The organism is Lysinibacillus sp. JK80 (assembly GCF_027557635.1).
GTDB classification, from domain to species: domain Bacteria; phylum Bacillota; class Bacilli; order Bacillales_A; family Planococcaceae; genus Lysinibacillus; species Lysinibacillus capsici.
Map to the genome: position 1 here is coordinate 1914951 of NZ_CP058997.1, position 14959 is coordinate 1929909.

12 protein-coding genes are annotated in these 14959 nt (G+C 37.7%); all 12 read right to left on the reverse strand.

The window, feature by feature from the left end; genetic code table 11:
* Positions 1–2 precede the first annotated feature (2 nt).
* Positions 3–788, reverse strand: a complete 786-nt coding sequence (locus HXV90_RS10100; RefSeq protein ID WP_026023397.1) for a DUF3388 domain-containing protein — start codon at positions 786–788, stop codon at positions 3–5.
* A gap of 216 nt (positions 789–1004) precedes the next feature.
* The gene (locus HXV90_RS10105) at positions 1005–1262 is read right to left on the reverse strand and encodes a DUF3243 domain-containing protein (protein ID WP_004224939.1); all 258 of its coding nucleotides are present in this window, start codon (positions 1260–1262) and stop codon (positions 1005–1007) included.
* Between the two features lie 45 nt (positions 1263–1307).
* Complete coding sequence (ymfI, locus tag HXV90_RS10110) at positions 1308–2036, reverse strand: elongation factor P 5-aminopentanone reductase (protein WP_016992831.1); 729 nt, start codon at positions 2034–2036, stop codon at positions 1308–1310.
* On the reverse strand, positions 2033–3334 hold the full coding sequence (gene yfmH, locus HXV90_RS10115; RefSeq protein WP_259950896.1) for an EF-P 5-aminopentanol modification-associated protein YfmH: 1302 nt from the start codon (positions 3332–3334) through the stop codon (positions 2033–2035). The genes ymfI and yfmH overlap by 4 nt, the downstream gene beginning before the upstream one ends.
* Complete coding sequence (gene yfmF / locus HXV90_RS10120; protein WP_054550536.1) at positions 3331–4602, reverse strand: EF-P 5-aminopentanol modification-associated protein YfmF; 1272 nt, start codon at positions 4600–4602, stop codon at positions 3331–3333. The genes yfmH and yfmF overlap by 4 nt, the downstream gene beginning before the upstream one ends.
* 169 nt (positions 4603–4771) lie before the next feature.
* Positions 4772–5731, reverse strand: coding sequence for an ABC transporter permease (locus HXV90_RS10125; RefSeq protein ID WP_048391533.1), 960 nt, complete (start codon positions 5729–5731; stop codon positions 4772–4774).
* 1 nt (position 5732) lies between these two features.
* Positions 5733–6779, reverse strand: a complete 1047-nt coding sequence (locus HXV90_RS10130) for an ABC transporter permease (RefSeq protein ID WP_004224945.1) — start codon at positions 6777–6779, stop codon at positions 5733–5735.
* Positions 6779–8326 carry an ABC transporter ATP-binding protein gene (locus HXV90_RS10135; protein WP_054550535.1) on the reverse strand — a complete coding sequence of 516 codons (1548 nt, stop codon included), beginning with the start codon at positions 8324–8326 and terminating at the stop codon, positions 6779–6781. Before HXV90_RS10135 ends, HXV90_RS10130 begins: the two co-directional genes overlap by 1 nt.
* A 376-nt stretch (positions 8327–8702) precedes the next feature.
* Positions 8703–9788, reverse strand: a complete 1086-nt coding sequence (locus HXV90_RS10140; protein WP_048391537.1) for a BMP family lipoprotein — start codon at positions 9786–9788, stop codon at positions 8703–8705.
* Positions 9789–9841: 53 nt separating this feature from the next.
* Positions 9842–10570 carry a GntR family transcriptional regulator gene (locus tag HXV90_RS10145; protein WP_036080379.1) on the reverse strand — a complete coding sequence of 243 codons (729 nt, stop codon included), beginning with the start codon at positions 10568–10570 and terminating at the stop codon, positions 9842–9844.
* Positions 10571–10769: 199 nt separating this feature from the next.
* The gene (locus HXV90_RS10150; protein ID WP_269898915.1) at positions 10770–13061 is read right to left on the reverse strand and encodes an FtsK/SpoIIIE family DNA translocase; all 2292 of its coding nucleotides are present in this window, start codon (positions 13059–13061) and stop codon (positions 10770–10772) included.
* A 154-nt stretch (positions 13062–13215) separates the two neighbouring features.
* The gene (locus HXV90_RS10155) at positions 13216–14883 is read right to left on the reverse strand and encodes a ribonuclease J (RefSeq protein ID WP_048391543.1); all 1668 of its coding nucleotides are present in this window, start codon (positions 14881–14883) and stop codon (positions 13216–13218) included.
* Positions 14884–14959: the final 76 nt, after the last annotated feature.

Below are 14959 nucleotides of genomic sequence, written 5' to 3' on the forward strand. Positions count from 1 at the left end.
AATTAAAAATTAAATCCTCCAAAAGAATCGGATTCGGACATATGATTTTTTTCCATTATTTCATAAGTAATTTCTTCATCAGTGTGATGACGTAGTTCAATAATATAATCAAAATCCTCTATTTTATATTCTGAATGCTGAACAAACATATCTGGATGCTCTACAACTTTGATACAAGGCATATTCATCATTTCACGCACTAATTGCAAATGTTTCTCATCAGATGAACGTCGAGTCACAATACCATCTAAAATAAAAATATTGTTACGACTAAATTCATCTCCCACAAGCTTATTACGAACTGTTTGCTTAATCATTGTAGATGATAAAAAGATCCATTTTTTATTGGCACAGACACTGGCGGCTACTATGGATTCAGTTTTTCCAACACGTGGCATGCCCCGAATACCAATCAGCTTATGTCCCTCTTTTTTAAAGAGTTCTGCCATAAAGTCGACTAAAATACCTAATTCATCTCTTACGAAATGGAATGTGTTTTTTTCATCTGCATCTCGAGGAATATAACGACCATGCCTAATGGCTAAACGGTCGCGAAGTTTTGGTTGTCGAAATTTGGTTACGTTAATATGTTCCATTGTCGAAACAATTGTACGAAAACGCTCAATTGCCTCATCATTGTCTGTATGCACTAACATACCACGTCGATCCTCATCTACACCATTTATTGATATAATATTGACACGAAGCATCCCTAAAAGTGAAGCAATATCTCCTAATAATCCAGGGCGATTCACCTGAATTTCATATTCAAAGTACCAATCGCTCAACACACTCGTTCCCTTCCTATTAGTTAACGTAAAAAATCCTTTATAAGTTCCATCATAGCTGATTTTTTATGTAATGGAAAGTTAGAATACATGGAATTACAGTGTTATTTACTAATTTTTTTTGATGACTGTTAAATAGGCTTACATACGTTCCCGTTTTCACAGATAAAAAGTTTATTGTATAGCAAAAAGAGGAGATTGGCTCTCCTCTTTTATTTACTGCACATGCTTATTTTGTACAAGCTTAATGACACAATTCGCTAATGCATGTTTTTCATCTTCAGAGGCAACGCCCCATAAATCCGACAGCACTCGCTCTTGTTCGTTTTTAGGATCGACATTAGTCGCCAAATATTCCCCAATTTGGACAGCAGCCGTTTGAATCATTTTCTTCGGCATACCACTTGATTCAGCTTGCATAACGTTTTGTCCTAAAAACGATGTCCATTTTTGCCAGTTTTCTAAAATGGTCATATTCTTCCTCCTCCTTTACACAAGTAGTATGTGCAAAAGAGATTATTATATGTACCAGCCTCCATTTAATCGTACGATTTGTCCTGTCACATAATCAGCTTTACCAGACAAATAAAAACGTACCATTTCAGCCACATCTTTTGTTTGTCCAATGGAACCCAGTGGGATATCGTCCAAAATGTATTGAAGCTCTTCTTGATTTAGATGGCTGTTCATTGAGGTATTTATAAAACCAGGAGCAATAGCATTCACTCTAATCCGAGATAATGCCGCTTCTTTTGCATAGGATTTAACAAAAGCATGTTGCGCACCCTTAACAGTTGCATAAAGTGCCTCCCCCGCTGAGCCAGCTTCTCCCCAAATGGAACCTATAAATAGTACATAGCTCACTTCATGCTTGCGAAGTTTTCCAGAAAGTAAAGCTGTTAGTCTCATAGGATTTTGAACATGAACACGCCATAAAGCATCCATATCCTCAACTGTCGTATCTTCGAGCAATGAATAATGGGCTTGTCCATTAGCAAAAACAATAGCCTGCACATTGAAAATTTGCGCGGCTACTAATTCTGCTCCTTTAACAATTGAAAAATCCCCCTGTACAAGCATAAATTCTTGTGCAGGGAAATTTTCCGTAAGCATTTCACATAATCTCTGTGCCGCATTTTGATTGTTTGAATAATGTACATAGATGGACCAGCCGTCCTCAGCTAAGCTTTGACAAATGGCATGACCGATATCACCTGATGCACCTAAAACAAGGGCAAATTTTTTCACTGTGCATCCTGCTTACTTGGCAGAATTTTAAAGACCGTTTGCTGTGTTTCACCTTGGATAGAAGCAAATGCTTTTTGTAAATCATCCACAGTTAATGTCTCAAGTACTGGTACTACATCAAATAAATTCATGTCATTAAAGGAATATCGTGTGAATTGGTTTGCGATAAACTCGATCGAATTTAGTGCACGTAGGAAGAACCCAATTTTTTTGCGTTTTATACGATCCAAACCAGCACGATCAAACTGGCTATTTCCTTCATATTTTGCTAATTCGTCCATAATCGTTTTTGCCAATTTATCAGGCTCTGCTGAATCTGATCCGATCATGGCAAACCCAAAACCATTTTCTAAGGTAAAATCAAAAGCATATGTCTCATCAATTAAACCTTCCTCGTAAACACGTTCATAAAAATCAGAGGTACGTCCAAAAATAAGCTCAAGTGCAATTTGAACCGACAACTCATGCTTTAACATGTCCTGACCTGATAAATTAGTGTCTTTCGCTTTTAAACCTACATAAATTTTTGGTTTTTGAACATCCATATTTAATGTACGTTCTTTAATAGCTACCTCTGTTGGTTCTATATCAAAGAAGCGTTGAATAGGCGTTGGTTCTGGGAACTCTTTTTTACCTTGATTCTCACGAATAAACGTCATCATTTCTTCTGGTTCAACAGCACCAATCACAAATAACAACATATTGGAAGGATGATAAAACGTATTGTAGCACGTATATAAGTGCTCGGCTGTAATGCCATCAATCGATTCAATTGTACCAGCGATATCAATCTTTACAGGATGATGATGATACATATTTTCGATTGTGCCAAAGTATAGACGCCAGTCTGGTTGATCATCATACATTGTAATTTCTTGCCCGATAATTCCTTTTTCTTTATTGACAGTAGCTTCTGTAAAGTATGGTTCTTGGACAAAATTCAATAATGTTTCTGTACTTTTATAAATATTGTCAGTAGATGAAAATAAATAAGCTGTACGCGTAAACGATGTAAATGCATTCGCAGAAGCACCATATTCGCTAAATTTTTGGAAAACGTCTCCATCCTCTTTTTCGAACATTTTATGCTCTAAAAAGTGTGCAATACCATCTGGTACAGTAATACTTTCTGTTTCACCAATTGGCACGAATGTACGATCGACAGAGCCGTACTTTGTTGTAAATGTAACAAATGTTTTGGAAAAGCCTTTTTTCGGCAATATATAAACATCTAAGCCATTGTCTAGTTTTTCATAATAAAGTATTTCATCTAATTGTTTAAATTCTATTGTTTTCATTGTGCGGCTTGCTCCTTTCCACATAAGAAATAGACCGCTTCAAGCTGCACTTGCTTTGCCATTGCAACAACATCTTCTTTTGTCACAGCTTTCCACTTATTTGCCCAGGCTTGAACTGAGAATTCTTCAGGTAAATCCTTATATTGATCAAAAATTTCAATTTGACCTCGTGCCGAATCTAAGGATTCTTTTAGCTGATTCGTCAGCATAGCCTTTGTTTGCTCCAGCTCTAAATCTGTAATGTCCCCAGCCTGCATGACGGCAAGTTGTTCTTTAATTAAAGATAGCGCTTTTTCTTCATTTTTAGCTTCAATCCCAGATACAACAAATACAAGTCCATAATGCGAAGCATAGGAACTAGAAGCATAATAAGCAAGACTCTCTTTTTCACGAACATTCATAAACAACTTAGCATGTGGATATCCACCAAAAATCCCATTAAAAATTTGCATCTTAGAGAAATCTGCATCACCAAATCTAACAGGTGTGCTAAAGCCAATATGAAGTTTACCTTGTTTCATTTCATGCTGTTCTCTTACATAATCATTGTCTGGATGTTGTTGGGGGAGTACTGCTGGAACCTCCTCAGGAGTACGATCCTTAAATGGTAGCGCTTTTTTTAATTTCGCAACAATTTCCTCTTCATTAATGTCTCCAGCTACATAAATATCGATTTTGTCGTTAGCTAGCATCGATTGATAAGCCTCAAATAATGAGGCAGGGGTAATCTTTTGAATTTCTTCGACACTACCATTCGCTGAAATTGATGCTGGCTCATTTGGTCTCAGGATTTGTTGTAGACGGAATTGAGCAAAGCGAGATTTATCGTCAAAAATAGATTCAATACGTTGAATAACTGTCTTTTTCTCACGCTCAACAACGGATTCCTTAAAGACACCATTTTCTAGATTAGGCTCAAAAATAGCTGTATGCAATAAACCAAGGACTTCGTTTAAGACACTTGTATTTGCTAGATAATGATCATTAACAGTCTCTACATTCATAAGAACCGTATGCTCATTTCCACGCTTCGATGTATCAAAATACAAAACTGTACCATACAAGTCATCTAAAAAGCTTCGAAAAGCAGCAGTTGTCTTATATTTAGCATTACTGTGCTGCAGTACATTTGTTAATACTGTACGCTCTGATGCACTTTTAGCCGTTAATGCTCTTCTCCATTTAATTGAAAAATTTACGGTTTTAAATTGGGTCGTTTGTCGGATATGCAAATTGACACCTTTTGCAAAAGGTATTGTTTTAAACATATGAAACCCTCCTATCCTTCTTAATATAACGATGTACTACACATACTATACATGTCTATTGTCTATAATTGCAAAAGGAATCCAAAGTATGTATGGGAAAAATTAAAAATTACGCCAATTATAATAAAAAAAGGACCGAGCATAGTGCCCAGTCCTTAAAATGCTTTTCTTAGCGTTTACCTTTAATATAAGGTTGTCCACTCGCTTTTGGAGCGTTTGCTTTACCAATAAAGCCTGCTAAAGCAAGAATTGTTAACACATACGGTAAAATTTGTAGATATACTGCTGGAACATTCTCGATTAGCGGAATTTGATTCCCTGCAATACTTAATGTTTGTGCTAAACCGAAGAATAAGGCTGCACCTAGTGCTCCAATTGGATGCCACTTCCCGAAAATCATTGCGGCAATAGCCATGAAACCTTGACCAGCAATTGTTGCATGTGAGAAGTCGTGTGTAATTGTTTGTGCATACACTGCACCACCAAGACCACCTAATGCCCCTGAAATCATCACGGCAATATAGCGCATTTTATTTACATTTATACCCATTGTATCTGCTGCCATTGGATGTTCACCCACGGCACGCAAACGCAAGCCGAATGGCGTTTTATAAATGATAAACCATGCCCCGAATGCTACAGCGAACGCTAAAATAGATGTGCTGTAAACATCATGGAACAGTAAACGACCGAAGAACGGAATATCCTCTAAGTAAGGGACACCGAAACGACGAATCGGTTGGTCTATCATATCTGTTTGACCTTTATCATAAATCATTTTTACTAAGAATACGGTTGCAGCTAAACCTAGTAAGTTAATAGCTACCCCTGATACCGTTTGATCGGCACGGAAAGAAATAGAAGCTACAGCATGGAAAAGTGAGAACACAGCACCAATCACAACAGCTGCTAGCATTGCCACCCAAACTGTTGCTGCCCCTAATGATGAAGCGAATTCTAAATTGACAAAAATACCAACAAACGCACCGACAATCATTAAGCCTTCTAGCCCGATGTTGACAACACCAGAGCGTTCAGAGAATACCCCACCGATGGCCGTAAAAATCAAAGGTGTTGCATAAAGAATCGCTGAAGGGATGATGAAATATAACATTTCTAAAAAGCTCATGTTATTGTCCCTCCTTTTTCTTGCTCAGCTTTTGTAAGCCTACTCGAATAATATAGCCTGATGCAACGAAGAAGATAATCAATGCAATAATAATGGATACGATTTCTTCTGGAATACCCGCAGCATTTGGCATATTTAATGCACCATATTTTAAAGAACCAAAAAGGGATGCCCCAAACACTACTCCAAGTGGTGTATTGGCTCCAAGAAGCGCAACGGCTATACCGTCAAACCCAATTCCCGTAAAGCCAGGTTTAATGGATGCGTTTTGGAATGTCCCTAAAGCTTCCATCGCACCACCAAGACCTGCAAACATACCAGAAATTGTCATAGCTAAAATGATATTTTTATTGACACTCATACCTGCATAGTCAGCAGCATTTTTGTTAAAACCTACTGCTTTTAGCTCGTAGCCACGTGTTGTTTTTTCTAAAATGAACCACATCACAACTACCATTAAAAGTGCAACAATGATCCCATAGTGAAGACTTGAATTGTCTGTAAGCTCTCTTAAAAACGGAGAACGTAAAGAAGCTGACTCATGGATACGTTCTGTTTTAAAGCTGCCATCGGACAATTTTTTAATCACTGCATTTGCAATATAAAGTGCAGTGTAGTTCAGCATAATTGTCGCAATAACTTCGTGAACTTTAAATTTCGCTTTTAAGAAACCTGCAATAAAGGCCCAAAATGCACCTGCAGCTGCTGCTGCAAGCAATGCTAATGGTAAGTGAATGATTTTAGGAAGTTCAAACGCATAACCTACCCAAGCAGCGGCTAGCCAACCTAAAATTAGCTGACCTTCAACACCGATATTGAAGAGCCCTGTACGGAATGCAAATGCTACCGCAAGACCTGCTAAAATATATGGTGTAATTTGACGAATTGTGTTCCCGATTGAATATGAATCTCCAAAAATACCTGTCCAAAGAGCGATATAACCTTGCACTGGGTCATAGCCACTGACTACCATAACGATAGCCCCTACAATTAAACCGATAATGATAGAGATGATAGGAACGAGGATATTAATGACACGATTTGACATTAGTCGTTCCCCTCCTTCGCATCACGCTTTATATTTTTTTTACTTTGTCCTGCCATTAGTAAGCCTAGCTCTTGTTCAGTCGTTTCTTTCGGATTTAACTCATCAACAATTTGTCCATCATAGATAACAGCAATTCGATCCGAAACATTCATCACCTCATCTAATTCAAATGAGATTAACAAAACGGCTTTCCCTTTATCACGTTGCTCAATTAGACGAGAATGAATGAATTCAATAGCTCCTACGTCAAGTCCACGTGTTGGTAGAGCAGCAATTAGTAAATCAGGGTTACGGTCAATTTCACGACCAATAATTGCTTTTTGTTGGTTACCACCAGATAATGCACGAGCTGGTGTCATCTCTCCATTACCAGTACGCACATCATACTCTTTAATGATTTGGCGAGCTTTCTCTGACACCTTTTTATAGTCCATCACAAAGCCCTTCGCTATTGGAGATTGGTAATATGTTTGCAATGCAATATTATGACCAATTGGGAAATCTAAAACTAATCCATGCTTATGACGGTCTTGTGGAATATGTCCTACGCCTTCCTCTGTAATTTTACGAGGCTTCATGTTAGTAATATCTTTACCATTCAGCTTGACTTTACCACTTTTAATTTTGCGTAGACCTGTAATGGCTTCAATTAACTCGGATTGACCATTACCATCAATACCAGCAATACCTACGATTTCACCTTTACGAACATTTAAATTAAGACCTTTCACTTTATCAATATTTCGATAGTCTGTAACAACCAAGTTCTCAATCGCAAGCACTTCGTCAGTCGGTGTCGCATCCGTTTTTTCCGTTTTGAATTCAACCTGACGGCCAACCATCATTTCAGCAAGCTGATCAGGATTTGTGGCAGCGGTTACAACTGTGCCAATCCCTTCTCCCTTACGGATAATCGTCACACGGTCTGAAACTTCCATAATTTCTTTTAGCTTATGCGTAATTAAAATAATGGATTTACCCTCTGCGATAAGACGGCGCATTATTTGAATTAATTCGGTAATTTCTTGCGGTGTTAATGATGCAGTTGGTTCATCAAAAATTAAAATTTCGGCACCACGATACAATGTTTTTAATATTTCTACACGCTGTTGCATACCAACCGTGATATCCTCGATTTTGGCGTTCGGATCAACATCTAATCCATACTTTTCAGAAAGTGCTTGTACTTTCTTAGCCGCATCTTTTATATTCACAATTCCCATTTTAGTAGGCTCAGTGCCTAAAATGATATTTTCTGTTACCGTAAAGTTTTCTACCAACATAAAATGTTGATGCACCATGCCAATCCCTAAATCATTGGCAATATTCGGGTTTGTAATTTTTACAGCCTTCCCACGTACACGAATTTCGCCACCCTCTGGTTGATACAAACCAAAAAGGACGTTCATCAAAGTCGATTTACCTGCACCATTTTCACCTAGCAATGCATGAATCTCGCCTTGTTTCAGTTGGAGGGTGATATTATTATTCGCCACGAAATTACCGAATTCTTTACGGATTCCTAGCATTTCAATCACATAATCCAAATTTGTCACTCCCTTAATAGGCACTATTATTAAGTATTTTCATCTTAGCGTATAGTATCTGCTGCTACATGATGGATGGTACAGATAAGCCATACGTCCAGTAATAAATTTTCTACTAGAGGCTATATTTTATTACCGATTTAATATCCCACCTATAGAGGTAGATGTTTTGCTAAATTAATACAGGAAAGGTCATCGTTAGAAACCTTTCTTCTATTAACTTGTTACCATCATTATTCAAATCATAATTACTACCTCTATAAGGTTTCTATAAATCTAGTTAAATAGAGTATTGCGAATAATCTAAATATAACGATAGATTGAAAAATCATCATAAGGTCCTTCTAAGAGTCCCTTATGATGATCAAAAGATGAATTATTTTTCCACTTTTTCTGGAACTTTGATTTCACCCTTAGCAATTTTTTCTTTATATTCGTCGATTACTTTTTGTACATCTTCTGGAATCGCACCGCGAGAATCCGCAAGTTTAACGCCGTCTTCAGCTAAACCGTAAACAAGTGTTTCTCCACCTGGGAAATCACCATTTTTCGCTCTATTTGAAATATCTACTACTGCTGTATTAACACCTTTTAACATAGAAGTTAATGTAACGTTTGTTTTATCGTCTACTTTACCTTCTTCGTATTGGTCAGCATCTACACCGATAACCCATACATCAGCATTTGGATCTTTCGCTTTACGCTCTTTTGCTTCAGAGAATACACCGTTACCAGTTGCACCAGCAGCGTGGAAGATTACATCTACACCTGAAGAATACATGCTGTTCGCTGTAATTTTACCAAGATCTGCTTTATCAAACGCACCAGTATATTTTACTTGAATATCGATATCTGGGTTTACTGCTTTAGCCCCTTCAACGAAACCAGCGTGGAAGCGGTTAATAACTGGAATATCAACGCCACCTACGAAGCCGATTTTACCTGTTTTAGATGTTTTCGCTGCAGCAACACCTGCTAAGAAAGCACCTTCTTGCTCTTTGAACAGTACGTTTACTACGTTGTCTGCTTCTACTTCAGCATCGATTAATGCAAAGTGGTTATCTGGATTTTCAGAAGCAACTGCATCAATTGCATCAGCCATCATGAATCCGATACCAAATACTAAGTTAAAGTCACGACGAACTAAGTTGTTTAAGTTTGTTTCATAGTCAGCATCTGAAGCTGATTGTAGGTAGTCAAAACCACCATCACCTTTTGATAAATCATGCTCTTTACCGTAAGCTTGTACACCTTCCCATGCAGATTGGTTGAATGATTTGTCATCAACGCCACCTACGTCAGTAACCATCGCTACTGAGAAAGCTTCTTCTGTGCTTTCGCCACCTGAAGCATTGTCATTTTCTTTCGCTGGCTTTTCGTCGTCTTTCGTACCACAAGCACCTAAAATAGCACTTGCCGCTAATACTGATGTTAATACTAAACCAAATTTACGTTTTTTCATTTAATTAACCCCCCAAAGGTATTGTAATTAGCAGGAAAAAATTTAGAAATGTTCTACACCCGTTTACGAACTACATGGAAGCTGAATTTATCAGCTCGGAAATAATTTTTTGAATAGAGCACTACTTGATCATGATCATCATAATGCAATTGCTTTAACACTAAAAGAGCTGTCTCACGTCCACAATTTAAAATCGGTGAGGCTTGTTCATGATACCCAACTGGATCAATATAGGTTACAGCATAAGCTACATGAATTTTGCCAGATTGCTCAAGTGCAGAGAACAGTGAAACTTCTTTTTTTTCGACAAAGTCAGTAGGCAGGAAGCTTGCAGGTAGCCTGTCTATGCAGTATACTACTGGCTCACCATCCGCTGTTCTGACACGTTCAATCGTGAGTATTTTATCGTCGCCATCACTTTGGAAGCGTTTTAAATCTTCCTCAGAAGGCACATGCTCAGTCGCTTTTAAAAATCGCGAACCTGGCTCCATACCTGCTGCCTCGATCATAGAAGAAATACTAGATAAATGCTCGATGCCTGATGTAAACAACGGCTTCGGGTTGACAAAAGTCCCAACCCCATGTCGGCGCACAATCACATTTTCCTCTTCCAACAGTCGAAGTGCTTCTCTAAGTGTTGCTCGACTGACTCCTAGTGATTTCGATAATTCAAATTCTGAAGGCAGCTTTTCATTTTCTTTAAAAATGCCAGCCTCGATGTCAGATTTTAAACGATCGATTACTTGAAGATAGAGATGACGATGATCTGCTTTAATAGTCACATATATCACCACCAAAATCAGAGATCAGACATCTGATGTACAACATTCCTACTAATCGTTCATAAATATAACATTTTTGCAGAATGAAATAAACAGTTTTGAGTAAAATCTGTTATAGAATTCATTCTTTCTTTATTTTATCTGCAAATTTTTGGACAAAAATACAAATGCTCTCGCCATTTTCGTCTTCATTTTTTGCTTAGTTATCGTATTGGTGAACAAGTACTTGACGAGGTTTACTACCCTCTGGAGGCCCAACAATACCGCGTTGCTCCATCTGATCAACAATACGTGCAGCTCTTGAATAACCAATACGGAAGCGACGTTGAAGCATAGAGACAGATGCTGTTTGCATATTGACAACTAATTGGACTGCTTCATCATACAAATCATCTGTTTCCTCTAAAATGGTCTCTTCTTCAGTAGGAATCATCTCCTCCTGATACTGAGCTTTTTGCTGTTCTATAACAAAATGAACGACTGCCTCCACTTCTTGATCTGATAAAAAGGCACCCTGCACCCTTTTTGGTTTAGAAGCTCCAGCAGGTAAAAATAACATATCGCCTCGTCCTAATAATCGTTCAGCTCCACCCATGTCTAAAATTGTTCTTGAGTCAATCGCGGAAGAAACTGCAAAAGCAATTCTGGATGGAATATTTGCTTTAATGACACCTGTTAAAACATCTACACTTGGTCGTTGTGTGGCAATAATCAAATGAATGCCAGCTGCCCTTGCCATTTGCGCTAAACGTGTAATCGAATCCTCTACATCACTTGATGCGACCATCATCAAATCCGCTAACTCATCTACAATAACCACAATATAAGGTAGCTTTGGATGCTTTTCCTCTGTTTGATCATTAACCTTTTGGACATGTGCATTATAGCCCTCAATATTTCTTGTACCTGTATGAGAAAACAAATCATAGCGGCGTTCCATTTCAGATACCACTTTTTTCAGTGCTTGCGAAGCTTTACGTGCATCCGTTACGACAGGCGCTAATAAATGTGGAATCCCATTATAAACGTTTAATTCAACCATTTTTGGGTCTATCATCATGAGCTTCACTTCATGCGGTTTTGTACGCATTAGTATGGATACAACAATGCCATTTATGCAAACACTTTTCCCACTACCTGTAGAACCAGCTACAAGTAAATGTGGCATTTTATTGAGCTCTGCTAATACAGCTTGTCCTGTAATATCTCGACCAAATGCTACTTGTAATAATGCTTCAGGCTTAGCACCATCTTTCGATTCTAATACCTCACGAAGTGTTACAATGGCTACCTCACTATTAGGTACTTCTATACCAATCGCAGATTTCCCAGGAATTGGCGCTTCCATACGAATATCTTTAGCTGCCAATGCTAATGCAAGATCATCTTGCAAATTGACAATTTTGCTTACTTTTACACCAATATCTGGTAAAATCTCGTACTTCGTAACAGCAGGACCTAAATGCACCTGTGTCACCTTTGCCTTTACGCCAAAGCTTTGTAACGTCTGCTCAAGCTTTTTGGCATTTGCCTGAATCACTGAATATTCACCACTTTGATCATGTTGTGGAGGTAATTGTAATAAATTATATGATGGGAGCTGATAATCTGCATTTTCTACTGCATCTGTGCCCTGAATCTGGACATCATCCGATGCTTCTTCAAGGTCATTTTCCACCATGTGAGTTGTATCAATCACTTCTCTTTCCTGTGAAACATTCTGTGTAAAAGCAGAAATAATTGGTTCATGTGGTATTTCTTCTTCTTGTTCAGGCATATCTATAGATTGATTAACAGCTGCTACTTCATCCCCACTCTCTATTCTTGAACGACGATTATTTGGTTTTTTCGGTGTATTTTTTTTCTTATCACGATGCTTTTTTTTCCATTTACCAAATATATCTGGCGTTTTTTCTGCTAAATAAGGCACTAATGCTTTACCAGTGACAAGAATTAAACCAATAAAGAAAATAACCCAAGCAACAACTTTTGCCCCCGAGGCTTCAAACAGCACATGAAGCCCACTAAATAGTAGGGCACCAATCATGCCACCCCCTAAAGCATTACTACGATGAATGATACCATCTGTATTAATCAAAATTCGCCATGATTCACGTAGCACAGAATCAGATAGTAGACCACCTGATTTGGATAGTTGTTCAAATAATATGCCATGACTAAAAATCGTTAAGCTCATAACAATGAGGAACATGCCAAGTATTAATCGATCCTTTATCCCAACTTTTTTACGACCAATCATCATTAACAATGCAACAAATATAAGCATAAATGGAACAGCAAAATGTAAATTACCAAAAAGGAACATGGCGATTGTTTGTAGAATCCGCCCGATCATGCCGTATTCAAAAATCATAATGACTGCTAATGCAATTAAGAGCAACCCTAATATTTCGTACATAAGCGGATGCATTTCTTTTTTTTCTGTTGTCGCTTTACTTTTAGTAACTTTTTTTCTCTTACTAACTGCCATCAAATTCACCTTCTTCTGCAATCCATTCTATATATGTAGCGAATCATCACATGTAGAACTTGAATATTTCAAAAAAAGGATTTTCCACCGCAATTGGGAGAAAATCCTTTATCATTTATTTTTTCCTCAAAGCATATACGATGAGCTTGTTCAATTAATATTCCATAATAATAGGAATAATCATTGGGCGACGTTTTGTTTTTTGGAATAAATACGTATTTAGCGTATCTCTAATTTCTTGTTTTATGTTCGTCCATTCAAAGGTTTCTTTCCCAACGTACTTTTCAATCACATTCCTCGCAATGTCAGAAGCCTCAATCATTAATTCCTCTGATTCTCGTACATAGACAAAGCCTCGTGATAAAATTTCTGGCCCAGAGGCAATTTTCTTTTGTGCTCGATTTAATGTTACCACCACAATGAAAATACCATCCTGCGATAATAATTTACGGTCACGAAGGACAATATTACCTACATCGCCTACACCAATACCGTCAATTAAGACATTACCAGCTTGTACACGACCACTCATGCGCATTTTATTATTTTTATATTCTACGATATCCCCTTTATCAGCGATAAAAATTTGGGATTTTTGCATACCTAGCTGTTGTGCTAATTTAGAATGCGCAATTAGCATACGGTATTCTCCTTGTACGGGAATAAAGTACTTTGGTTGCATCAAGTTTAGCATCAGCTTTAAATCTTCTTGGCTACCATGTCCTGAAACATGGACATTTTTGCTAGAAGTCAAAATTTCAGCGCCTGCTTTTGACATAGAGTTCATTGTATTCGCCATTTGAACTTCCATGCCAGGAGAAGGTGTAAAGGTAATTAGTACCGTGTCACCTTGTTTAATTTTAATGTCACGATGGTGCTTACGGACAATTTTTTCTAAAGCATCGAGAGGTTCTCCTCTGTTGCCTGTTGCAATAATGATAATTTCATCATCTTGATATTTTTGCATTTCCGAGATCGGAATAATTGTATCTTCTTCGACTGTTAAATAACCAAGCTGTACGCCTAAATCAACTGCCTTTTCCAATGGTTTGCCCACAATTACAACCTTACGGAATGATTTCTGTGCTTGAGCAAATACTTGTTGAATTCGAATAAAATTCGATGCGTAAACAGCTACTAAAATACGACCTGGTGCTGAGTGGAATGTTTTTGATAATTGTTCTTCAATGACAATCTCTGATGTCGTATATCCTGGTCGCTCAGCTTCGCAAGACTCAGATAGTAAAATGAAAACGCCGTCTTCTCCTAGCTGTGCCATTTTTGCTAAATCAGGTTTAAATTTACCTGTCGCTGACTGATCGAATTTAAACTCTCCTGTATGAACAATCGCGCCTTCAGATGTATGGAACACTACCCCTAACGAATCGGGAATACTATGTGTTGTGTGGAAGAATGTTACATACGTTGAGTTAAAATTCATACGACTACGGTTTGTTACTTCAAAAAACTTCACTTGATGTGGTGCAGGTAATTCTTTTAAATGTTCCTTTGCTAATGCAATAGTTAATTTCGATCCGTACACAGGTGCCTTTATTTTTTGTAATACATAGGCAATAGAGCCAATTGCATCTTCATGACCATGTGTTAAGAAAATACCTTTCACACGTTCTTTATTTTCTTCTAAGTAAGTAATGTCAGGAATCACGATATCTATACCTAGCATTTCATCTTCTGGGAACATTAAGCCGCTATCCACCACAAATAGCTCTTCATCAATTTCTACTACGTACATGGCTTTCCCAATTTCGCCTACACCACCAAGAGGGATGATGCGGATTAATTCATTTTTCTTTTTTGTCAATTTATTTCCTCCTAAAAAATATCCCGAACAGCAACCACTTAACATTTATTATACGGTTTGCAAAGCTTTTGCACAA

Excerpts from the sequence above, each read along its gene's own strand:
- HXV90_RS10105 (WP_004224939.1), bottom strand. The coding sequence starts at position 1,262 with ATGACCATTTTAGAAAACTGGCAAAAATGGACATCGTTTTTAGGACAA.
- yfmF (WP_054550536.1), bottom strand. The coding sequence starts at position 4,602 with ATGTTTAAAACAATACCTTTTGCAAAAGGTGTCAATTTGCATATCCGA.
- HXV90_RS10125 (WP_048391533.1), bottom strand. The coding sequence starts at position 5,731 with ATGAGCTTTTTAGAAATGTTATATTTCATCATCCCTTCAGCGATTCTT.
- yfmH (WP_259950896.1), bottom strand. The coding sequence starts at position 3,334 with ATGAAAACAATAGAATTTAAACAATTAGATGAAATACTTTATTATGAA.
- HXV90_RS10140 (WP_048391537.1), bottom strand. The coding sequence starts at position 9,788 with ATGAAAAAACGTAAATTTGGTTTAGTATTAACATCAGTATTAGCGGCA.
- HXV90_RS10130 (WP_004224945.1), bottom strand. The coding sequence starts at position 6,779 with ATGTCAAATCGTGTCATTAATATCCTCGTTCCTATCATCTCTATCATT.
- HXV90_RS10150 (WP_269898915.1), bottom strand. The coding sequence starts at position 13,061 with ATGGCAGTTAGTAAGAGAAAAAAAGTTACTAAAAGTAAAGCGACAACA.